General features: G+C 67.2%; 15 protein-coding genes. 7 read left to right on the plus strand and 8 right to left on the minus strand.

Features of this window, described 5'->3' with window-relative positions; translation table 11 throughout:
* The first annotated feature begins 111 nt into the window (after window positions 1-111).
* Together B9C43_RS41145 and B9C43_RS41150 are read left to right on the plus strand one after the other, a co-directional pair.
* Window positions 112-1,293 (plus strand): Glu/Leu/Phe/Val dehydrogenase dimerization domain-containing protein, encoded by a 1,182-nt coding sequence (locus B9C43_RS41145; protein WP_235039143.1) that lies wholly within the window; start codon window positions 112-114, stop codon window positions 1,291-1,293.
* A gap of 3 nt (window positions 1,294-1,296) precedes the next feature.
* Window positions 1,297-1,905 carry a TetR/AcrR family transcriptional regulator gene (locus B9C43_RS41150; RefSeq protein WP_033389240.1) on the plus strand — a complete coding sequence of 203 codons (609 nt, stop codon included), beginning with the start codon at window positions 1,297-1,299 and terminating at the stop codon, window positions 1,903-1,905.
* Here B9C43_RS41150 and B9C43_RS41155 read toward each other — a convergent pair.
* Genes B9C43_RS41155 through B9C43_RS41165 form a run of 3 tightly spaced genes read right to left on the minus strand, consistent with a single transcriptional unit; the run spans window position 1,881 to window position 6,579 of the window.
* Window positions 1,881-3,434 (minus strand): thiamine pyrophosphate-binding protein, encoded by a 1,554-nt coding sequence (locus B9C43_RS41155; RefSeq protein ID WP_084432876.1) that lies wholly within the window; start codon window positions 3,432-3,434, stop codon window positions 1,881-1,883. The genes B9C43_RS41150 and B9C43_RS41155 overlap by 25 nt on opposite strands.
* Window positions 3,434-5,416 (minus strand): acetate--CoA ligase family protein, encoded by a 1,983-nt coding sequence (locus tag B9C43_RS41160; RefSeq protein WP_200825927.1) that lies wholly within the window; start codon window positions 5,414-5,416, stop codon window positions 3,434-3,436. The genes B9C43_RS41155 and B9C43_RS41160 overlap by 1 nt, the downstream gene beginning before the upstream one ends.
* Window positions 5,413-6,579, minus strand: coding sequence for an acyl-CoA dehydrogenase family protein (locus B9C43_RS41165; RefSeq protein ID WP_084432878.1), 1,167 nt, complete (start codon window positions 6,577-6,579; stop codon window positions 5,413-5,415). The genes B9C43_RS41160 and B9C43_RS41165 overlap by 4 nt, the downstream gene beginning before the upstream one ends.
* 119 nt (window positions 6,580-6,698) lie before the next feature.
* Between B9C43_RS41165 and B9C43_RS41170 the strand changes: the two genes are divergently transcribed.
* Both B9C43_RS41170 and B9C43_RS41175 read left to right on the plus strand, forming a co-directional pair.
* Window positions 6,699-9,428 carry an ATP-binding protein gene (locus B9C43_RS41170; RefSeq protein ID WP_084432879.1) on the plus strand — a complete coding sequence of 910 codons (2,730 nt, stop codon included), beginning with the start codon at window positions 6,699-6,701 and terminating at the stop codon, window positions 9,426-9,428.
* A gap of 13 nt (window positions 9,429-9,441) precedes the next feature.
* Window positions 9,442-12,240 (plus strand): helix-turn-helix transcriptional regulator, encoded by a 2,799-nt coding sequence (locus B9C43_RS41175; protein ID WP_160097056.1) that lies wholly within the window; start codon window positions 9,442-9,444, stop codon window positions 12,238-12,240.
* A gap of 3 nt (window positions 12,241-12,243) precedes the next feature.
* Here the strand turns inward: B9C43_RS41175 and B9C43_RS41180 are convergent, their stop codons facing one another.
* The gene (locus tag B9C43_RS41180; RefSeq protein WP_051896913.1) at window positions 12,244-12,711 is read right to left on the minus strand and encodes an ester cyclase; all 468 of its coding nucleotides are present in this window, start codon (window positions 12,709-12,711) and stop codon (window positions 12,244-12,246) included.
* A 249-nt stretch (window positions 12,712-12,960) separates the two neighbouring features.
* Window positions 12,961-14,544, minus strand: a complete 1,584-nt coding sequence (locus tag B9C43_RS41185) for an ABC-F family ATP-binding cassette domain-containing protein (RefSeq protein ID WP_084432881.1) — start codon at window positions 14,542-14,544, stop codon at window positions 12,961-12,963.
* 175 nt (window positions 14,545-14,719) lie between these two features.
* Between B9C43_RS41185 and modA the strand changes: the two genes are divergently transcribed.
* From modA to B9C43_RS41200, 3 genes are read left to right on the plus strand one after another with little or no spacing between them, the layout of a single operon-like run.
* Window positions 14,720-15,505: a molybdate ABC transporter substrate-binding protein gene (gene modA / locus B9C43_RS41190; RefSeq protein WP_084432882.1), complete on the plus strand. Its 786-nt coding sequence runs from the start codon at window positions 14,720-14,722 to the stop codon at window positions 15,503-15,505.
* A gap of 55 nt (window positions 15,506-15,560) precedes the next feature.
* Entirely contained in the window at window positions 15,561-16,304 is a 744-nt protein-coding gene (gene modB / locus B9C43_RS41195; RefSeq protein WP_407657158.1) for a molybdate ABC transporter permease subunit, read from the plus strand.
* A complete protein-coding gene (locus B9C43_RS41200) occupies window positions 16,301-17,353 on the plus strand; it encodes an ABC transporter ATP-binding protein (RefSeq protein WP_084432884.1) in 1,053 nt (350 codons plus the stop codon). Before modB ends, B9C43_RS41200 begins: the two co-directional genes overlap by 4 nt.
* A 38-nt stretch (window positions 17,354-17,391) precedes the next feature.
* On the opposite strand, the gene B9C43_RS41205 is transcribed toward B9C43_RS41200, so the two are convergent.
* Genes B9C43_RS41205 through B9C43_RS41215 form a run of 3 tightly spaced genes read right to left on the minus strand, consistent with a single transcriptional unit; the run spans window position 17,392 to window position 20,683 of the window.
* Window positions 17,392-18,636: a dihydrolipoamide acetyltransferase family protein gene (locus tag B9C43_RS41205; RefSeq protein ID WP_084432885.1), complete on the minus strand. Its 1,245-nt coding sequence runs from the start codon at window positions 18,634-18,636 to the stop codon at window positions 17,392-17,394.
* A complete protein-coding gene (locus tag B9C43_RS41210) occupies window positions 18,633-19,613 on the minus strand; it encodes an alpha-ketoacid dehydrogenase subunit beta (RefSeq protein ID WP_084432886.1) in 981 nt (326 codons plus the stop codon). The genes B9C43_RS41205 and B9C43_RS41210 overlap by 4 nt, the downstream gene beginning before the upstream one ends.
* Window positions 19,613-20,683 carry a thiamine pyrophosphate-dependent dehydrogenase E1 component subunit alpha gene (locus B9C43_RS41215; protein ID WP_084432887.1) on the minus strand — a complete coding sequence of 357 codons (1,071 nt, stop codon included), beginning with the start codon at window positions 20,681-20,683 and terminating at the stop codon, window positions 19,613-19,615. The genes B9C43_RS41210 and B9C43_RS41215 overlap by 1 nt, the downstream gene beginning before the upstream one ends.
* Between the last annotated feature and the right edge of the window lie 70 nt (window positions 20,684-20,753).

Genomic DNA, 20,753 nt, shown 5'->3' on the forward strand with positions numbered 1-20,753 from the left:
GGTTGGTCAGTCAGTTATTCCGCACACAGTGACCATCGTCACCCTGTCGTGTCAACCCTTGAGCGCGAATCAGCTGTTTGACAGGCGAGACGCGAAAGCGATACTGACTGAGTGATCAATCAAGTTAAGCCGCCGTACCTGCAGGTGACTTGGCACGACCCGGTCACCGGGCGGCCAGGGTTCCTGGTCATCGACCGGCTGGTCCGCGGCGTCTGCAGCGGTGGCCTGCGGATGCGTGCCGGGTGCACGCTCGCCGAGGTCACCGGCCTGGCAGCCGGCATGACCGCCAAGGAAGCGCTCAACTACGACCCAGAAGGCCGGTACATCCCCCTTGGCGGGGCGAAAGGCGGCATTGACTTCGACCCGCGCGATCCGGGAGCGGTGGACGTTCTGCGCCGCTACCTCATGGCAGTCCGGCCGTACATCGAGCGGTTCTGGACCATGGGCGAAGATCTGGGCCTGCGGCAGGACACCATCGACGAGGTGCTGGCCGACCTGGGCATGCAGTCGTCGATCCAGGCCATCTATCCGCTGCTCGACGACGAGAGCAAAGCGCGCCAGCGACTTGCCGACGCCTTCGAGATCTCGGTGGACGGCGTCGCACTGGACGAATTGGTGGGCGGTTGCGGCGTCGCCGAGGCGGCGCTGGTCGGCATCGAACGTCTTAACTTGGCTGCACCAAAGGCATTTGTGCAGGGGTTCGGGTCGATGGGCGGCGCGACGGCGCGATTCCTCGCCCAGGCCGGAGTCCCAGTCGTGGGAATCGCCGACGCCGCCGGAGTCGTGGCCAATCCGGACGGCCTGGACGTCGAGCGTCTGCTGCTGACCCGCGATCAGTTCGGGATGATCGACCGAGATCAATTGCGTCCCGATGACCGCCAACTGCCGTTGCAGGCGTGGTTGGATGTCGAGGCCTCAGTCCTGGTACCCGCAGCCGTTTCGTACGCGATCGACGACGCAAGCGCCGTGCACGCGGATCTGGTCGTGGAAGCCGCGAACATGCCGGTGACATCGACTGCCGAGGTGAGCCTGGCCGACCGCGGCGTATTGATCATCCCGGATGTGGTGGCGAACTCCGCGACCAACTCCTGGTGGTGGTGGACGTTCTTCGGCGACATCGAAGCCGACGCCGACGCGGCATTCACCAAGATCCGCGAGAGCATGCGCAAGTTGGTCAACCGTGTCCTGGACCAAGCGGCGCACGAGGCGACTACGCCCAGGGCCGCGGCTGCGGCCATCGCGGCTGAGGCGACCGACGTCATCTCGCGGCGATTCGGGCCAAGTACGGTGTGATCCATGCCCCGCCCCAGCGTCGAAGCCGAACGCAAGGACCAGATACTGCGTGCCACCTGCCAGGTCATCGCCGAGCAGGGCTACGTCAACTTGCGGGTCTCCGACGTGGCCAAAAAGGCTGGCGTCAGCGGTGGGACGGTGCACTACTACTTCGACAGCAAACGCGACCTGGTGCATGCGGCGTTCGAGTACAACTTCGCCAGGTCGCTGGAGCGGCGCCGGTGGATCCTGGACTCACCGGACGATCCGTTCTCCCGGCTCCGGTTCGTGATCGACTCGTATCTCCCGGTGGACGAGGAAACCGTCGAAGCATGGCGCGTATGGGCGGCCTTGTGGGCTGAAGGCCTGCGGGAGCCGAACCTGCAGGAACTCAACGAGCGGATGTACGGCGAGTGGCGTCGGCTGGTCGCGAGCATCATCCGCGACGGACAAGACAGCGGCCAGATCCGTGCGGGCGACCCAGTCCAGTTTGCCAACATGCTGATCTCGATGATCGACGGGATGGCGTTCCAGGTCCTGCTACATTCGCAGAACATGACCGTCCAGCGCATGAAGGCCACCTGTCTGGCCTATGTGGACAGCCTCAGTCAAAGCCCCGTCTCCAGCAAGTGAATCAGCGTCGGCCGGTCCGCGTCGAAGGCCTTCCTCAGCGCGCCGGGAAGATCGTCGGGCTGCGTGATTCCGTGGCATCCCAGCGACCGGGCCAAAGCCGCGAAGTCGGGTGACGGCAGGTCCACAGCGACGGGATTGTCTCCGCGCGCAACCATCTCCCGCCGGATCTCACCGTATCCGCCGTTGTCGACCACGATGACCGCGATAGGAAGGCCCAGTGCCGCGGCAGCGGCGAGTTCCGGCGCGGTGAACATGAACCCGCCGTCGCCGTGCAAAGCAGCCACACGCGCGGTTTTCCGGCCGAGCTTGGCTCCGATAGCGGCAGGCAGGCCATACCCCAACGTGCCAAGTCCTGTGGGATACAAGAAGGATCCCGGCATGTATCGAGGAAGATTGGAGTAGGCGCCGTAGTAACAGGCCATGGCGCTGTCTCCGGCCAAGATTCCGTCCCGCCCAAGCGTTTCGGTCAACGCGTCGACCAGTGGCGCCCATGCGGCGCCTTCAGCGGCAGCCTCGGTGGCGATCCTGGCGCGCCATGTGGCGGCACACTCCAGGCCGGTTCGGGGTTCCACTAGGCCCGCTATCGCCGCCAGCGTCCGCGCCGCGTCACCAACCAACGGAATGTCTGGCTGCGCGTTGGTGACGACCTGGGCCGGGTCGATGTCGATCCGGATCAGCTTGCCGGTGAACGCGAACGGCCCGTTCCACAGGTCCGCGGGCGCCAGTTCGGTACCGACGGCCAGGACGACGTCGCACTCGGCGACGAACTCAGCCGCAGCCGGATGGTGCAGTCCTGCGCCCAGGGAGTACTCGTGGTCCTCGGGCAGGATTCCCTTCCCGTTCGCGGTAGACAGGACGGGCGCGCCCAGGCGCGTCGCGAGAGCCATCAACTCGGTTGCGGCTCCACGTGCGCCTCCACCGACGATGATTCCGGGACGTTGAGCGCCACGCAGCACTGTCACGGCCGCCGTGGGGTCTGCCACGGGAGGACTGACGCTGATCGGGGCGATGATTGGGGTGTCCACGATCGCGTCGAGGAGGTCGTAAGGAATCTCCAAGTGCCGAGGGCGAGGACGTCCCGACGACATCTCGGCAAACGCTTGCGCGACGGCCGGCGATATCTCCTCCACGCCGTGAACGCGGTGGCTGCCCGCGGTGACCGCCTCCATCGCGCCCGACTGGTCGCGCACCTCATGCAGCATCCCGACCCACCGGCCAGGATGGTCGACCGGTGGACCCGGCGAAATCAGCAGCATCGGCACAGAGTCCGAATAGGCCTGTGCCGCGGCGGTCGCGGCGTTGAGGATGCCCGGGCCGCTCGTGGTGATACAGACTCCTGGTTTCCCTGTGGCGCGCGCGTAGCCGTCGGCGGCAAACCCGGCACCCTGCTCGTGTCGAGGCGAAACGTGCTGTATCCCCAGGTGTGCATATATTCCCAGGTTGTGTGTGCCCGGGATGCCGAACACCACCTCGACGTCGTGCGCGGCCAGTGAACGCACCAGCGCCTCGCCACCGCTCATCCTCGGCATCAGCGCCCCATCACCAGTGCGTCCACGGCGAGCGGGCCGTCCGCGGTGACCCGCACAGGATTGAGTTCGAGTTCGGCGATGTCCGCACGCGCGGTGATCAATTCCGACACGGCGACGATGACTTCGGCGACGCCTCGCACGTCGACGGCCGGCCTGCCGCGCCACCCGTCCAACAACGGCGCGCACCGCAGCCGTCGGACCATGGCGAGCGCCTGGTCAATGTCTACAGGAGCCAGCTCCAAGGTGGTGTCCCGGTGGAACTCGGTAGCGACGCCGCCTGCTCCCACCATCACCACCGGACCGAACGACGCGTCCCGGTGTGCGCCGACGATCAACTCGACAGCGTCGGCGCGGGTGTCCATCTCCTCGACCACGTAGCGACCTGGCCCGAGACGTGCGACAAGTTCGGCGTGCGCGTCCACCACAGCGGCGTGGTCGGACAGATCAAGCAGGACGGCACCGGACTCGCTCTTATGCGCGAGCCAGTCGGCCTTCAGGACGTACGGAGCGCGCAGGCCAGAAATCTGGACCACCCCGTTGACCTCGGCACACGGCGGGAATCTGACTCCGACTGTGGCGAGCAGTTCCCGCGCGGCGAGGTACCCGGCGCCAAGGTCGCCTGTCTGGCAGCCGATTTCTGGAACCTTCCGAGGCTGCGCTCCCGCTGCTCGCACTCCCCCACGCAGTGCGACCAGCGTGGTATCGACGTCGCGAAACACCGGGATGCCGTTGGCGCGCAACGCATCGACCGTCGGGCCATCCGCCGCCATGCTGTGCACGACGATCGTTTGGCCGCTGGCGGCAAGGTCTTTAACGACTTCGAGCTCACGCGCACGCAGTTCCGGAATGTCCACGCCGTAACTGCCGAAGTATCCGGTGATCAGGACCGTGTCGACTTCCCCGCTCGCGGCCAACGCGGTCGTGATGCGGCTGTAGACACCCAAGTCTTTCTCGCCCTCACCGGCCAGGTCGATCGGGTTGCGGCTGCTGGCGCGTTCGGGCAGCCACTGGGAGATCACCGCCGACACCTCGTCGGACAATCGTGGAACCTGCAGGTCGGCCGCGCTCGCGATGTCCGCCGCGATCGCGCCCTGGCCACCGCTGTCGGTCAAGATCGCGAGCCGGTTGCCGGTGACCTTCGTACTGAGCAGGAGGTGGGCCACCGAAGCCAGTTCCGCTGGTGTCCGAACACGAATCGCACCGGCGGCACGGCAGGCTGCGTCGACCACGTCAAGTGGCGCGGTAAGCGCACCAGTGTGGGATTGCGCCGTCTCGCGGCTCGCGGTACTCGCGCCGACAGTGAGAAGCAGAGTGGGTTTGCCAGCGGCCCATAGCTCGGCCAGGGCACGCACCAAAGCCCGGCCGTCACCGAAGTCCTCTACATACAAGGCAATCGCACGAGTGGGCTCATGGTCCACCAGGTCGGCCAGTATGTCGGAGACGGTGACGTCCACTTGGTCGCCGACCGAGACGAACCGGGACACACCGACTCCGAGTGACGCCGCCAGATTCGCGATCTCCACACCGAGCTGGCCGCTTTGCGACACAATCCCCAGCGCGCCACCGGTGAAGGTGCCCCACGCGAGCCGCAGGTCGGTGGACGCGTCGTAGAGCCCCAGGCAGTTCGGGCCGATCATGCGTACACCCGTTGCACGGACTCGCGCAGCGAGATCCTTGCTGGACGTCTTGCTGGCGGAGATGTCGAGCAGCCCGCGAACGCCGAGGCTCACCGCTTCGTCCACAACGGAATCAGTCGCCGGGACCGCGAGGACGACCAGATCGGGTACTTCCGGAAGATCACTGAGCCGCTGATATGCGGGTTGTCCAAGAACCGTGTCGGCCTTGGCGTTGACCATGTAGACAGCTCGCCGGTGCGCGCCGGCCAGGGCGCCACGGGCGAGCCAGTGGCCCCATTTCGCGGGGTGGTCGCTCGCGCCGACCACCGCTACCGACCTGGGATCACGGAAGACGCCGAGCGTCACGACCGGGCCAACCGACGGGAGATCACCAGCCGCTGGATGTCGGAGGTGCCTTCCTCGATCTCCTCCAACTTCGCGTCCCGCAGCCATTTCTCGGCCAGGAATTCCTGCGAGTAGCCCCATCCGCCGAGGGTCTGGACGGCCGCCCAGGTGCACCACATCGCGTTCTCGGAGCCGACGAGTTTGGCCATCGCCGCCTCAGAGGTGACATCCTCACCCGCGTCGAAAAGCTGGGCCGCGCGCATGGTCAGCAGCCGCGAGATGTCTACTTTGGTCGCCATGTCGGCCAGCCGGAACGCGACCGCCTGGTGTTCGATGATCGGCACGCCGAACTGTTGCCGTTCCTTCGCATACGTTGTCGCGAGGTCCAGAGCTGCCCGGGACAGACCGGTCGTGGCGGCGCCGATCAGGATCCGGGAGGCGTCGAAGGTCCGCATCAGCCCGTAGAAGCCCTGGCCTTCTTCACCAAGCCGGTCGGCCACCGGCACCTTGACGTTGTCCAGGAACACCTCGGCGTTGACGATCGCGCGCTGCCCGAGCTTGCGCATCGGCTTGCCTACGGTCAGTCCCTCGGAGTCACGATCGACGACGAACGCGGTGACTCCCTTGCTGCGCGAACCCGGTGCCACGGTGGCGAAGATGACGAACGACTGGGCGTAGGGCGCGTTCGAGATCCACGCCTTCTGTCCATTGAGGACGTAGTGGTCGCCACGCCGGACGGCCGTGGTGCGCAGTGATGCGGCGTCTGAGCCGACGTCTGGTTCGGTGACCGCGAGTGCGGTGAGCGGCGGGTCGTCGCCGCACAGTGGCTCAAGCCAGCGGCCACGTTGCTCCGCGGTACCCAGTTCCAGGATTGGCGCGGCGTAGAAACCGTTGGAGGTGATCAGGTTTCCGATGCCGATGTCACCGTGGCACAGCTCTTCCTGCACGCGCGCCTGGGTCAGCAGGTCGACGATTCCGCCTCCGCCGACCTCCGCGGGCAGCATGAAGGCGGTGAGGCCGATTTTCGCGGCCGCCCGCCACAGGTCGAGTGGAGACTCGACCTGTGCGTCGTCCACGGCGCGGGCCACGGGCCTGATGTCGCGGGCGGCGAACTGTGCTGCCAGCTCGAGGAACTGACGCTGCTCACCGGTCAGGTGCACCGCGTCGCGAACCGGTCGGGCCATGAGCTCCCCTCCGAAAATTAACTGGCCAGTCAGTTATATAACTTCGCTCGTAGCGGAAGGGTTGTCAAGAGGCGCCTGAGCACTGTCACCAGTGGCGCGACCCTGTGATACTTCGCGACATGACCTTGATCGGCCGGGCGAACGAGGTGGCCAGGTTCCAAGCCACCCTCGACCGGCTAGGCAGCAAGCCCTGGGTCATCGAAGTCGTCGGCGAGCCGGGCATCGGCAAGAGCCACCTGCTCGACCAAATGCGTGCACACGCACTGCGGCAAGGAATGCTGGTCTTGGGTTCCCGATCGACTGAACGCGCCCGGCGAGTTCCGTTCAGCACGATCACCGAAGCTCTCACCGAACACGTCCGCGCGGCGGATCTCGGCAAGTCGCAGCGAGCCGCGCTGGCGCCGCTGTTCCCGCAACTCGGGCCGCATTCGGGGACGGTCGAGCGGTATCGGATCCACCGGGCGATCCGGGCATTGCTCGAGTCATTGGCCAAGCCGGCCGGCCTGGTCCTGCTGCTCGACGACCTGCATTGGGTCGACGACGGCACCGCCGAACTGCTGGCGCACCTGTTGCGCCACCCGCCCACAGGCCCCTTGCTCGTCGTGCTGGCCTACCGGCCCGCACAAGCGTCCGCGCAGGTCACCGCGGCCGTCGACCAGGCGGTACGGGACGGCGACGCCGAACGAATCGCGTTGGACGCGCTGACAGTCGACCAATTCGCCGAGATTCTCGGCGAGGACGTTCCCCGGGCTCGAACCGAAGCGCTGCATCAAGTGTCCGGAGGCAACCCGTTCTATTTGTGGCTGCTGACCGCGCCACCAAGCGGCATCGCGACGGCCTCGTTGATCGACGAGCTTGCCGGGCTCGCTCCCGTGGTCCGGTTGGTCGCGTGGTCGGCCGCGGTGGCTGGCGATCCCTTCGAGCCAGGTCTGGTCGCGGCGATCGCCGCGCTGAGCATCGCCGACACTCTCGTGGCGCTCGACGACCTGATGGCCCGTGACCTGATCCGGGCCGACGACGAGCGCAGACTGCGATTCCGGCACCCCTTGGTCCGTCAGATCACGTATCTGGACGGGGACGAGACCTGGACGCGGCTCGCCCATGACCGGGCTGCCGCCGAACTGGCGCGGCGGGATGCGCCGGTGGCTGTTCGGGCGCACCACACCGCCCTTGCCGCACGTGCCGGGGATCTGGACGCGATCAGCACGCTCATCCGTGCCGCCGATGCGACGATGCGCGAAACTCCGGCAACTGCCGTGCACTGGCTCCGGGTGGCTCTCGATCTGCTGCCCGCCGAACAGCCACAGCTCAGGCACCGGCTGCTGACCATGACCGGCCACGCCATGGCCATCACAGGGCGCCTGGCCGAAAGCCGCGACCTGCTCCGCACCGCGTTGGCCGAGCTTCCTGGCGACGATGTGGAATTCAGGACGACCGCGGCGACCATGTGCGGGATGGTCGAGCGGCTGCTGGGCGAACACGAGGCCGCACGTTCGATGTTGCGCGCCGAGATGCCCTCAGGGACGCACACCATCAGTGCGGCCAGGTTGAAACTCGAGGTGGTTCTCAACGGCGTGGTGCGCGGCGAGTTCGAGCAGGACATCAACCTCGTCGATGAAGTCCTCGGTTTCGCCAGCCGATCGGCCGACCGCGTCTTGGAGGCCGCAGCACTCGCCCTGCTCTCGTGGGCCAGCTACCTGGCAGGTGATCTGGCCAAGGCAGTCGAGAGTTGTGACGCGGCGAAGGCGCTGTTCGACGGGCTGCTCGACGGTGAGGTCGGCGAGTGGATCGAACTGGCCGTCTGGTTGAGCCACGCCGAAGGCGCCCTGGAACGCTCCGATGACGCGCTGCGCCACGTCGACCGAGGCATCGCACTGGCCACGGCCACTGGCCGGGCGTACGTGCTGCCACAGCTGCTGGTTCGCCGCGCGATCCTCCTGCGCTGGCTCGGCAGGCTCGACGAAGCGGTCCGCCATGCACAAGATGGCGCGGCGCTGGCGCGGGAGCAGGGCAGCGGGCCGCTCCATGGGTTCGCGTTGCTGGTCGCCAGCCGGATCCGCCTTGTCGCTGGTGATTCGGTAGGCGCCGCCGAAGCCGCGCGGTCGGTGATGGATCGCCTCGACAACGATCCGTTCTGTCCATCCGGTACCGCACGCAAGATGCTGGCGCTCACGACCGGCCAGGCCGACGGAATGGACGTGGCGATGGAGGTGCTGGGCGGACCCGAATTGACCAAGATCGATCCGTATACCCAACCGATCCGCTACGAGGAACTCACCAGGATCGACTTGGCTGCGGGACACGTCGATCGCGCGCGGGAATGGGCATGGCGCGCTCACCGAGCCACCCACCCTGACCTGCCAATAGGCGTCGGTCTGGCCCATCTCGCGATGGCGAACGCCGAGTTGGGCGCCGGGGAGAACGATCTGGCCAAGACCTGTGCCTTGGCGGCGATCGAGACCTTCGAGGCTGCCGCAGCGAGGTTCGAAGTTGGGCGGGCGTACCTGGCCTCAGGCCGCGCGTCAGCCGCGCTCGGCGACTCGGCGGAAGCAGTCGGCGAACTGGAGAAAGCCGCGGCGTTGCTGACGGCAGCAGGCGCGCCGGTCCTGTCCGCGCAGGCCACCCGCGAGCTCCGGCAGCTCGGCCGCCGGGCAGCGGGGTCGGAGACCCTGACCGCGCGGGAACGGGAAATCGCCGAGCTCGTCGCGTCCGGCAGCTCCAACCGGCAGATCGCCGAGGCGCTCGTGATCAGCGAGCGGACCGTCGGCACACATCTGACGAGGATTTACGCCAAACTGGGAGTTTCTTCACGCGCTGCGCTGGCGGCGCAACACACCCGCGGCGAATAGGGATATGGAGGCCATGGCGCACTTCGTGGGACGGGCCGACGAACTGGCTGTGCTGACGGCTCTCCTGGCTCGCCCTGGCTTGTGCGTCGCGGAGATCGTGGGTGAACCGGGGATCGGCAAGACCCGGCTGCTGGCCGAGTTCCGCGCGGTGGCGTCCGCGAAGGGCCACCGTGTGCTCGCCGGGCAAGCCGGCGAGTTGTCCGGCACGGTGCCGTTCTCCGTCCTGGTCGATGCCATCGACGACGTCTTGGTGGGTTGCCGGCCGCCGCTGGACGACCATTCCCTGGCGCTGCTGGCCGACGTGCTGCCGTCGATCGAGGACTTCGCACCCGCCGAACGCCCGGCGAGCGGCGGCCGATACCGGGTCCACGCGGCGCTCAGCGAATTGCTCGAGTGGCTGGCTGCTCCCGGCGGCCTGGTCCTGACTCTCGACGACGTGCACTGGGCGGACGAAGCGACCTCCGAGTTGCTGGGCCGTCTGCTGCGACGACCACCGAAGGTGCCCATGGTGATCGTGCTGGCGTATCGGCCGCGCCAGCAGCCGTCGCATCTGACGGCGGCGCTCGCCGCAGGCCACAGCGAAATCGTCGAGCTGGCTCCGTTGTCCCGCGAACAGATCGCCGAGCTGGTCGGCCCGGACGTGTCCCAGCACCGGCTGAACCGGCTGTACGACCTCAGCGGCGGGAATCCGCTCTACCTGGACGCATTGTCCAAAGTGGGCACTCTGGCCTCGTTCGACGCCGTGCTGCACGCGGAACTGGCCGTGCTGGCCGAACCGGAGCGCCTGGCCGCGCACGCGGCCGCAGCGTTGGACGAGCCGTTCGAATTGGACACGGTCGCGCGGGTTGCCGAACTGTCCAAGCACGAGGCCAGATCCGCGCTTGACGGGCTCGTCGCACGAGACTTGATTCGCCCTGACGGAAGCAAGTGGCGTTACCGGCATCCGTTGGTCCGGCGTGCCGCGTACCGGTCGGCCAGCCGAGGCTGGTTGCACGCAGCGCACGCCCGGGCGGCCAGGACGCTGGTGAACGCACCCTTTGTCCAGCAAGCCCCGCACGTGATGCGGGTGGCTCAAGTAGGTGACCAGGAGGCCATTGACCTGTTGACGAGCGCTGCCCGCGAGGCGCTCGCGCACGGCCCTGCAATGGCCGCGCAGTGGTTGCGGGCGGCCATTGACCTACTGCCGGAAACCGCTGCGGACCAACGGCTGGGTTTGCTCGCCGAACTCGGCCATGCACTTTCGCTGAGCGGTTCGGTGCACGAAAGCCGTGACGTCCTTCAAACCGTGCTGCACCAGTTGCCAGCCGACGAACCGGCTCAGCGTGCGGCGGCCGTGGTGTCGTGCGCGCGCGTGGAGCAGTTGCTGGGCCACCACCACGAAGCACGCGGCCTGTTGCTGGCCGAATTGCGGCGCCTGCCGGAAACACATCCTGCCGAGAAGGTCCGGCTCGAACTGGAACTCGGTTCGGTGGGACTGATCAGCTGCGACTTCCAGATCGAGATCGGCTGGATCGACGACGCTCTGGCCACCGCTCGCGAATTGGGCGACCGGACCATGGAAGCCGAGGCATGCTGCGTCCACGCGCTCGCCGCATACGGCGCCTCGGACGCGGCCACCGCGCTCGAGTGGCAGCAAAAAGCAGCCATGCTCCTTGACCAGCTGCCCGACGACGATCTGGCGGCCAACCTGAACGGACCGGCGACATTGGGCTGGGCCGAGCTGTACCTGGCCAAGCCGCGCGTGGCCTTGCGGCACATCGACCGCGGGCTGGCTTTGTCAGCGCGCACTGGGCAAAGCCAGCAACTCGTGTACCTGCTCACGGGGAAAGCCATGGCTCTGTTGCTGTTGGGCGACCTCGTGGAAGCAAGTGCGAGCGCGGCCGAGGCGGTGGAGGTCGCGGAGTTGTCGGCGAGCGACAAGCTGCGGGTGGCGGCGTACACGGTCCAGGCGATGGTGGAAACGAGCCGCCGCAACCATGATCTCGCGTTGCGGGCAGGCCGGCGGGCGGTCCGCGCGGGTGGCGACACCTTGGACTGGTGGTCGGCGGTCGCGGGTTGCGCGTTGGGCGGTGCGTGGATGATCAACGGGGACGCGGACGCGTGTGTGGCCGATTTGGTGCGCCTGGCCGGCGGTCCTGAGCTGCCGTTGCTGGATCCCTTGCACAGGCCCGTTTTCGCCCGTGGGCTGGTGGCCGCCGAGCTGGCCCGGGGTCGTCCCGACGAGGCCCGACAATGGATCGAGTGGATGGAACAGTCCGTAGCGGGCTGTCGTGGCGGCGACCTGTTGGCCAACAGGTCGGGCCACATCGCCTACTGTCATGCCACGGTCCGCATGGCCGAACGCGACCCGCACGCGGCGATCGAGTACGCGGCCACGGCGGCATCAGCGTTCCAAGCGACCGATCATGTGATCGCAGAAGTGGAAAGCCGCGAAATCCTGGGCAGGGCGCTGGCCGCGTCCGGCGACGTCTCCGCTGCGATCAAGGAACTTTCCGAGGCCGCGAGGTTGTACGAGCGCTACGGCATGGCGTGGCACCGCGATGGCGTGTACCGGCGATTGCGTACGTTGGGCCATAACGCTGTGGCGCCACGCAGGTCGTCAACGCAGGCCAGCCTCCCACAGTTGACGGCGCGGGAAGCCGAAGTCGCGCAGCTTGTCGCCGACGGCCTGACCAACCGGGAGATCATGCATCGGCTGCGGCTCAGCAGACGAACCGTCGAGACCCACATCTCCAACATCCGCGGCAAGCTGGCTGTCGAGTCACGCGCCGCGCTGGCCGCAACCGTCATCCGAGCTGGTCAGGCCTCGTAGCCATCACGAAGCCGCGGCGACAGTGATCTTTTTCTTCCGCATCGGCTTGGTCTCGCCGACCATCGTGGTGTCCGGGCGGACGCCAAGCTGGTCGAGCAGCTCCAGGTCGTCGCGCACGCAGTAGTGCGTGGCCAAGCGGCCGTCGCGGCCTTCGTAGATGTGCACCTGCTCAATGCTGACCGCGCATCGCGTCGGCGCCACGTTGAGGTATTCGCCCACGTGCACCCCGGAAAACCGCAGCCGGACAACTGTTGTCGTGCCCTCGGCGACCAAGCCGAGCACGTCCCAGCGGGCGTCCTTGAACGCACGCCGCAACGCCTGGATGGAGCTTTTGAACCAGTCCGGCCCGGCTGACACCCCGAGGTCAGCGAAGTCCGGCGTCAGGTAGTCGTCGATCCTGGAAATCTTCCCGTCGTTGAACGCCCGGCACAGCTCCAGCACAAGGCGTTTGTAGTGAGCGGTCCCCGTCATTGCTTCCTCGACCCTCTCCCCAGGAGGTCCCCTTGCCCCGGACAATAGTGACGCACTGCGGCCCTGCGCGCTTCGTGGTAATTACGCACATCCTGTCCAATGGCTACGTAAATGACTGCCGAACGTAGCCGGACCGATCCAGTGAGTAGCCGAAAGGGCGTCGCATCACGGTCCTTCGTCCTCCTTGCATGACCTGGCAGTGCCCGGTGCCCCGCCCAGAAAGACGTCCACCTTGGGCAGAGGTTGAGGTCAGGCCACTTGGCCACCCTTAAGGACCAACTCGGCTCCGTGCCATGTCCGCCGCAGCCACCGATCGTGCGACGCGATCACGACCGCACCCGGCGCGGACCGCAACACGTCTTCCAGTTCCTCGACGAGGCTCAACGACAGATGGTTCGTCGGCTCGTCCAACAGCAGCACATCAGGCGGCTGGCCGATCAGGATGGCCAGGGCCAACCTGCGCCGCTGCCCGACCGACAGGTGGCCGACCGGACGGTCCAGGTCCTTCGGCGCGACCAGCCCGAGTTCGGCCAGCGGCACCGCGCCCGAGTACAGGCTGCGCGGGCTTTTGACCGGTTCGGCGAACTCCACGTCCTGTTCGAGCAGGCCGACGCGGACACCGCGAGCACGATGCACCTGTCCACCGTCCGGGGTCAGCCGTCCGGCGAGCACGTGGAGCAACGTGGATTTCCCGGCGCCGTTCGAGCCGCAGACCATCAGCCGTTCACCGGTCACGATGTCGAGCTGGCCGATGGCCAACCGGCCCGCTACCCAGACCTGGCGCATGGAAAGAGCCAGCTTGTCCTCCGGCGGCTCCGCGGTCAGGGCTGCGGCGAAGCGCAACGGCGCTGGAGGCTTACGCACCTGCGTGCGGGTCAACTCGTCGAGCCGGAGCTGAGCATTGCGCACGCGCCGTGAGATCTGCTTCTGCACTCGGCCACCGAAGAAGTCGTAACCCATCTTGTCGTTGTCCCGTGGTGGCCGGTTGTGGGCGACTCCGCGAGCCGTCACCTCCACCGAGTGCTTCAGGCGCTTCAGTTCACCCTGCTCCGTTTCGTATTGCTGTTCCCAACGCGCGCGCTCGGCTCGTTTGGCGTCGAGGTAGTCGGTGTACGCGCCGCCGTACAACGTGATCCCGCCGCGCGCCGGGTCGAGGTCCACGATCGCCGTGCAGACCGCGTCGAGGAATACCCGATCGTGCGACGCGACCACGACCACGCCAGGCAGCCGCGTCAGCTGGCGCTCCAGAAACGCCATGGCCTCGTCGTCGAGGTGGTTCGTGGGCTCGTCCAGCAGCAACGCCTGAGGTTGCCGGATCAGCAAGGCCGCGAGTCCGAGCCGCGAACGTTGGCCACCCGACAACGAACCAAGCGCGCGCTCATAGTCGATGCCGGCCAGGCCGAGGCCCTCGATGATGAGTGCGGCGCGCCGGTCGGCGTCCCAGATGTCGTGGGCCTGCGCCCACTCCAGGACCTCGCCGTACTCGGCGAGCGCGGCTGGATCGTCCAACCTCGTACTGAGGTCCTCCAGCTGCTTCTCGGCCTCGCGGATCTCGGCCAGTGCACTGTCGACGACCTGGCCCACCGTTTGCGCCAGGCCGTACGGCAGTTCCTGGGTCAGGAAGCCGCAGTCCGGTGGCCGGAGGATCTCGCCGGCGTCCGGTTCCTCGACCCCGGCCAGCAATTTCAGCAAGGTCGACTTGCCGACGCCGTTCTCACCGACCAGCCCGAGGCGCTGCCCAGGTGAGGCGGTCAGCGAAACGCTGTCGAGAACTCGGCGGTCGCCGTAGACCTTGTCCAGGTCACGCGCGAGCAAGTACGGGGATGGAGACATCGCACACCGCCAGTGAAAGCTCGGATGGACGTCCGCCGGGCAGCAGGCCTCGGGCGCGGACGGGTGGCGATATCAGCTCTCCATGATGGTTACGACGTTAGCAAGGTGCCACAAACGATTATTGGTTCTCCGCAGATGCTGCCGTAGATTGCGTACAGTTCCGCATATACGGAGGATGATCGTGAAAAAGCTCGCGACCGCGCTTGTAGCGCCGATCCTGCTGGCCGGGTGTGCCAACTCAGCACAACCTGCGGCCGCACCTCCGGCGCCGGGCACGGGCCAGTCGATCACTGGCCAGGTCACGGTGTTCGCGGCGGCGTCCCTGACCGAGACGTTCACCCAGATCGGCAGGGACTTCGAAGCCGCCAACCCGGGCGTGAAGGTCAAGTTCAACTTCGGCGGCAGCTCCGCGCTGGCGCAGCAGATCAACCAGGGCGCGCCCGCGGACGTGTTCGCCTCGGCCAGCCCGGCCAACATGAAGCAGGTCACCGACACCGGGGCCGCTGCCGGGGCCGCCACCTTCGTGCGTAACAAGCTGCAGATCGCGGTGAGCAAAGGCAATCCGCTGAAGATCATGTCCCTCGCAGACGTCCTCAAGCCCGAGGTCAAGCTGGCGCTTTGCGCCGAGCAGGTGCCGTGCGGCGCCGCAGCCAAGAAGGCGTTCGAGGCGGCGAAGCTGACGCCCAAGCCGGTCACACTGGAGCAGGACGTCAAGGCCACGCTGACCAAGGTCAAGCTCGGTGAGGTCGATGCGGCCCTGGTCTACAAGACGGACGTCTCCGCGTCGGCCAAGGACGTCGACGGTGTGGACTTCCCCGAGGCCGCGCAGGCGATCAACGATTACCCGATCGTCACACTGGCCAAGGCGCCCAATACCTTGGGCGGCAAGGCATTCGTGGACTACGTGCTGTCCACAAAGGGGCGCGACGTGTTGACCAAGGCCCGCTTTGAAACCCCGTAACGGTCACAGAGGGGTTCGAGCGCGGGTCCCGGTCGTCCTGATCATTCCCGCGCTGATCGGCTTGACATTCCTGGTACTTCCCCTGATCGGGCTGGTCATCAGGACGCCGTGGCCGACGTTGATCGATCGGTTGAGCACCGCCGAGGTCGGCGAGGCGCTGCGGTTGTCGTTGATTTGCGCCACCGTCGCGACGGTGATTTGCCTGGTGCTGGGTGTGCCGTTGGCGTGGATGCTCGCGCGGACCGAACTGCCGGGCAGGCGCATCGCGCGCGCCTTCGTCACGGTGCCGCTGGTATTGCCGCCGGTGGTGGGCGGCGTGGCGCTGCTGTTGGTGTTCGGGCGGCGTGGCGTGATCGGCCAATACTTGGACTCGTGGTTCGGGTTTTCGCTTCCGTTCACCACAACGGGTGTGATCGTCGCGGAGGCGTTCGTCGCGATGCCGTTTCTCGTGATCGCCGTCGAGGGTGCGTTGCGTGGAGCCGATCCGCGCTTTGAGGAGGCCGCCTCGACTCTGGGCGCCTCAAGGTGGACGGCGTTCCGGCGCATCACTCTTCCCACTGTCGCACCCGGCATCGCAGCAGGTGCGGTGCTCTGCTGGGCACGTGCTCTTGGCGAGTTCGGCGCGACGATCACGTTCGCCGGGAACTATCCGGGGACCACGCAGACTATGCCGCTGGCTGTTTATCTGGCGCTGGAACAGGACCCGGACAGCGCCACCGTGCTGAGCCTCGTGCTGCTGGTCGTGTCCATCGCGATCCTGGTCAGCCTGCGCGACCGGTGGATCGGGGCACGCGCATGACTCTGCAGTCGAACTTAACTGTCCACATCGGATCATTCACTCTGAATGCACAGGTCGATGTGCAGCCCGGCAGCACCTTGGCCTTGCTGGGACCCAACGGTGCCGGGAAAAGCACTGCGCTGCGAGCGTTGGCCGGGCTGCGACCGCTGACGGGCGGGGTGGTCGAATTGGGCGGCCGGACGCTCGACGATCCGGAGCGCAACGTGTTCGTTCCTCCGGAACACCGATCCATCGGGGTGGTGTTCCAGGACTACCTCCTGTTCGGCCACCTGTCCGCTGTGGACAACGTCGCGTTCGGACTGAGGGCGCGCGGCATGCGCAAGCGTGAGGCGAACGCGGAGGCAACCGAGTGGCTCGACCGGGTCGGCCTGGCTCAGCAGGCGCGCCACAAGCCCCGGCAGTTGTCCGGCGGGCAGGCCCAACGCGTCGCGCTCGCGCGGGCCTTGGCCATCCGGCCGGGCCTGTTGCTGCTGGACGAACCACTGGCCGCACTGGATGCCGCGACTCGCATCCAGATCCGGGCGCAGCTGCGAAAGCACCTTGATGAGTACGAGGGCGCGACCGTCCTGGTAACGCACGATCCGTTGGACGCCATGGTGCTCGCGGACCAGTTGCTCGTCGTGGAGCACGGGTCCGTGGTGCAAGCAGGCCCGCCCGCCGAAATCGCGAGACGGCCGCGGACCGACTACATCGCGGCTCTCGTCGGGCTGAACCTGTATCGCGGCGTGGCCAACGGCGTGAGCATCAAACTCGACGACGGCGGCGTGCTCACCACCGCGCACCCGATGGACGGCGCGGTCTTCGTGACGTTCCCGCCGAACGCGGTGAGCCTGCACAAAAATCGGCCGGAAGGCAGTCCCCGCAACACATGGCTCGCCGAAGTGGCCGGGATCGAACAGCACGCCGACACCGTGCGTGTCCGGCTGAACGGCACGCCGGACCTGCTGGCTGACGTGACCACGGCAGCGGTCGCGGAGCTGTCATTGACGCCGGGGCAGCAGGTGTGGGTCACGGTCAAAGCGACCGAAACCCACGCCTACCCCATCTGAATGCCCAGGTCAGCAGATGTGGCCGCGCTGGCGCGCCATCACATGTCGCCGAGCAGCGCTGTCGGATGCTCGACGCAGTCGGCCACGAACCTCAGGAAGCCACCCGCGACCTCGCCGTCGCAAACACGGTGGTCGAATGCGAGCGTCAACTCGGCGACCTTGCGGACCGCGAGCTGCCCGTCGACCGCCCACGGCCGGTCGATGATCCGGCCGATGCCGACGATCGCGGCCTCGGGGTGGTTGATGATCGCGGCCGAACCGTCCACACCGAACACGCCGTAGTTGTTCACGGTGAACGTGCCGCCGGTCATCTTGGCCGGTGGCAATGTGCCTTCCCGGGCCTGCTCGGTCAGCTGGCCCAATTGAGCGGCCAGCTCCCGGGTGGTCAGGTCCTGCGCGTCCTTGACCACGGGAACGACCAGGCCGCGGGGAGTCTGCGCGGCGAATCCGAGATGCACCGCGTCGGAGATCACGATCTCGCCGCGCTCGGTGTCCACAGTGGAGTTCAGCGCCGGGAATCGCCGGAGGCCCAGCACGCAGAACCGGGCGATCAGTGCGAGCAGGCTCACCGGACGGGCCGGGTCGACGCTGTTGATCTCCTGGCGTGCCGCGAGCAGGCCGGTGGCATCGACGTCCACCCACACGGTCGCTTCGGGGATCTCGCGGCGTGACCGGCTCAGCCGCTCGGCCACCACGCCCCGGACACCGCGCAGGGGGATCCGCGTCACCTTGTTGTCCTGGACGGGAATTCCGGCCTGGCCCTCGATCGCAGCCACCACGTCCTTGCGCAGCACGAGGCCGTCCGGGCCGCTCCCGGCCAGGGCCCGCAGGTCGACGTGGTTCTCCTTGGCGAGCTTGCGGACCACCGGAGAGATCACCGCGACCGGCCCCGTCTTCTCAGGCTCGACGGCCACCTGGCTCATCTGAGGAGCCACGCCGTTGACGGCCGCCAACGCCCGGCGGCGCCCCTGACGACGGGCCCGCTTGGTGACTCCAGAACCCACGAGGTTGGGGCTCGTTTCCACGCCCGGCTCGGACAACCCGGCCGACGCGACCGACAACAAAGGTGCACCGACGTTGATCGTCGAGCCTGCCTCGCCGTGCAGCGCGGTCACGACACCGGCGTACGGAACCGGCACCTCGATCGCGGCCTTGGCGGTCTCGACCTCGACGACGGGCTGGTCCACCTCGACCGCGTCTCCGACCGCGACCAGCCACCGCACGATCTCCGCGTCGACCAGGCCCTCACCGAGGTCGGGCAGGGTGAACTCGCGGACGTTCACTGGTCCTCCCACTGCAGGCGGGCGATCGTGTCCAGGATCCGGTCCGGGTGCGGGAGCTGGTGCTCCTCAAGGTCCTTCGGCGGGTATGGCACGTCAAAACCGCCAACCCGCAGCACCGGGGCCTCCAGCCAGTGGAAACACTTCTCGCTCACGGTCGCGACAACTTCGGCGCCGTATCCCGAGAACACCGACGACTCGTGGACGACAACGGCCCGTCCGGTCTTGCGGACCGAAGCGCAGACGGTGTCCTCGTCCAGTGGCGTGAGCGACCGCAGGTCGATGACCTCGACGTCCCAGCCTTCTTCCTTGGCTGCCTCGGCGGTCTCGATGCAGGTCTGCACGGTGGAGCCGTACGAGATCAGCGTGACGTCCTGGCCCGTCCGGCGGACCACCGCGCGGTTCATCGGGTCGGTGCGTGCGGGCAGGTCGAGGTCGGCGCGGGTCCAGTACCGGGACTTCGGCTCCATGAAGATCACCGGATCCGGGCTCTCGATCGCGGCCCGCAGCAGCGAGTACGCGTCGGCCGTCGTGCCCGGAGTGATCACCGTCAGCCCTGGCGTGTGCGTGTAGTACGCCTCGGACGAATCGCCGTGGTGCTCGACGCCGCCGATGCCGCCACCGTATGGAATGCGGATGACCATAGGCAGCGCGACCTTGCCGCGCGTGCGGTTGCGCATTTTGGCCACATGCGACGTGATCTGCTCGAACGCCGGGTAGGCGAACGCGTCGAACTGCATCTCGACGACCGGGCGCATCCCGTACATCGCCATGCCGACCGCGGTGCCCACGATTCCCGATTCCGCGAGCGGCGAGTCGAAGCAACGGTCTTCGCCGAACTGCGCGGTGAGGCCTTCGGTCACCGTGAACACGCCGCCGTACGGCCCGACGTCCTCGCCGAACACCACGACGTTCGGGTCCTCGGCCATCGCGTCGCGCAGCGCACGGTTCAACGCTTGCGCCATGTTGATCTGAGCCATCACGCCTCACCCCGGTCCGCCGCGAGCTCTGCCCGCAACGCGTCGCGCTGCGCGCGCAGCCGCGGCGTCGGCACGGCGTAGACGTGGTCGAACAGCTCGTCCGGGTCGACGTGCGCGTCCTGGTTCATCTCGGCGCGCAGCTCGGCCATCATCCGGTCGGCTTCCTCGGCGTACGCCGACTCGTCCACACCAAGCAAGCGGTTGAACCGGATGATCGGGTCCGCCGCGCGCCACGGCTCGGCGTCGCTCGGGTCGCGGTAGCGGTTGGTGTCGTCGGAGTTGGTGTGCGGCTCGACCCGGTACGTCAGCCCTTCCACAATGGACGGTCCACCACCGGAGCGTGCCCTGGCCAGTGCTTCGGAGACCACGGTGTAGACGGCCGCCGCGTCGTTGCCGTCGACTTGGTAGCCCGGCATTCCGTAGCCGATCGCCTTGTGGGCCAACGTCGGAGCCTTGGACTGCTTGGACAACGGGACGCTGATGGCCCATTGGTTGTTCTGGATGAAGAAAACGACCGGCGCGTTGAACACGGCCGCAAAGTTGAACGCCTCATGCGCGTCGCCTTCGCTGGTGGCGCCGTCGCCCATGAACACGAGGACTGCCAGCGAATCGCCGCGCAGGCGCGCCGCGTGCGCCAGGCCCACCGCGTGTGGCCCGTTCGTCGACAATGGCGTGCACAACGGAGCGACACGATGCGCGTACGGGTCGTAACCCGAATGCCAGTTGCCGCGAAGCAACGTGAGCGTCTCGACGGCAGGAACCCCGCGCGTGACAACGGCGACGGTGTCGCGGTACGTCGGGAACAGCCAGTCGTTGTCCTCGAGTGCCAGGGTCGCGCCCACTTCGCAGGCCTCCTGGCCCACCGAGGATGGATAGACCGCGAGGCGGCCCTGTTTGGTCAGTGCGGTGGCCTGCCTGTTGAACCGCCTGCCCAGCACCATGGCGCGGTGCAGAGATCGCAACACGCGCTCGTCCGGCAGGTCTCCGACGGCCGACCCGTTCTCGTCGACCAGCTGGATGGGTTTCCGGCCCGGCAGCATGAGCTCGGGGCTCGCCTCGATCGACTTCATGACCGAATGGTCAGTTGGTATCGTGACAGTTGTCCACGCTAGCGGCCGAGACCGAGACGACTTGTCCACG

The organism is Kibdelosporangium aridum, assembly GCF_900176515.1.
Taxonomy (GTDB): Bacteria; Actinomycetota; Actinomycetes; order Mycobacteriales; family Pseudonocardiaceae; genus Kibdelosporangium; species Kibdelosporangium aridum.

Coding starts and splice junctions, on each gene's coding strand:
- B9C43_RS41150 (WP_033389240.1), top strand. CDS start 1,297: ATGCCCCGCCCCAGCGTCGAAGCCGAACGCAAGGACCAGATACTGCGT.
- B9C43_RS41155 (WP_084432876.1), bottom strand. CDS start 3,434: ATGCCGAGGATGAGCGGTGGCGAGGCGCTGGTGCGTTCACTGGCCGCG.
- B9C43_RS41165 (WP_084432878.1), bottom strand. CDS start 6,579: ATGGCCCGACCGGTTCGCGACGCGGTGCACCTGACCGGTGAGCAGCGT.
- B9C43_RS41170 (WP_084432879.1), top strand. CDS start 6,699: ATGACCTTGATCGGCCGGGCGAACGAGGTGGCCAGGTTCCAAGCCACC.
- B9C43_RS41175 (WP_160097056.1), top strand. CDS start 9,442: ATGGCGCACTTCGTGGGACGGGCCGACGAACTGGCTGTGCTGACGGCT.
- B9C43_RS41180 (WP_051896913.1), bottom strand. CDS start 12,711: ATGACGGGGACCGCTCACTACAAACGCCTTGTGCTGGAGCTGTGCCGG.
- B9C43_RS41185 (WP_084432881.1), bottom strand. CDS start 14,544: ATGTCTCCATCCCCGTACTTGCTCGCGCGTGACCTGGACAAGGTCTAC.
- modA (WP_084432882.1), top strand. CDS start 14,720: ATGATCGTGAAAAAGCTCGCGACCGCGCTTGTAGCGCCGATCCTGCTG.
- B9C43_RS41200 (WP_084432884.1), top strand. CDS start 16,301: ATGACTCTGCAGTCGAACTTAACTGTCCACATCGGATCATTCACTCTG.
- B9C43_RS41210 (WP_084432886.1), bottom strand. CDS start 19,613: ATGGCTCAGATCAACATGGCGCAAGCGTTGAACCGTGCGCTGCGCGAC.
- B9C43_RS41215 (WP_084432887.1), bottom strand. CDS start 20,683: ATGAAGTCGATCGAGGCGAGCCCCGAGCTCATGCTGCCGGGCCGGAAA.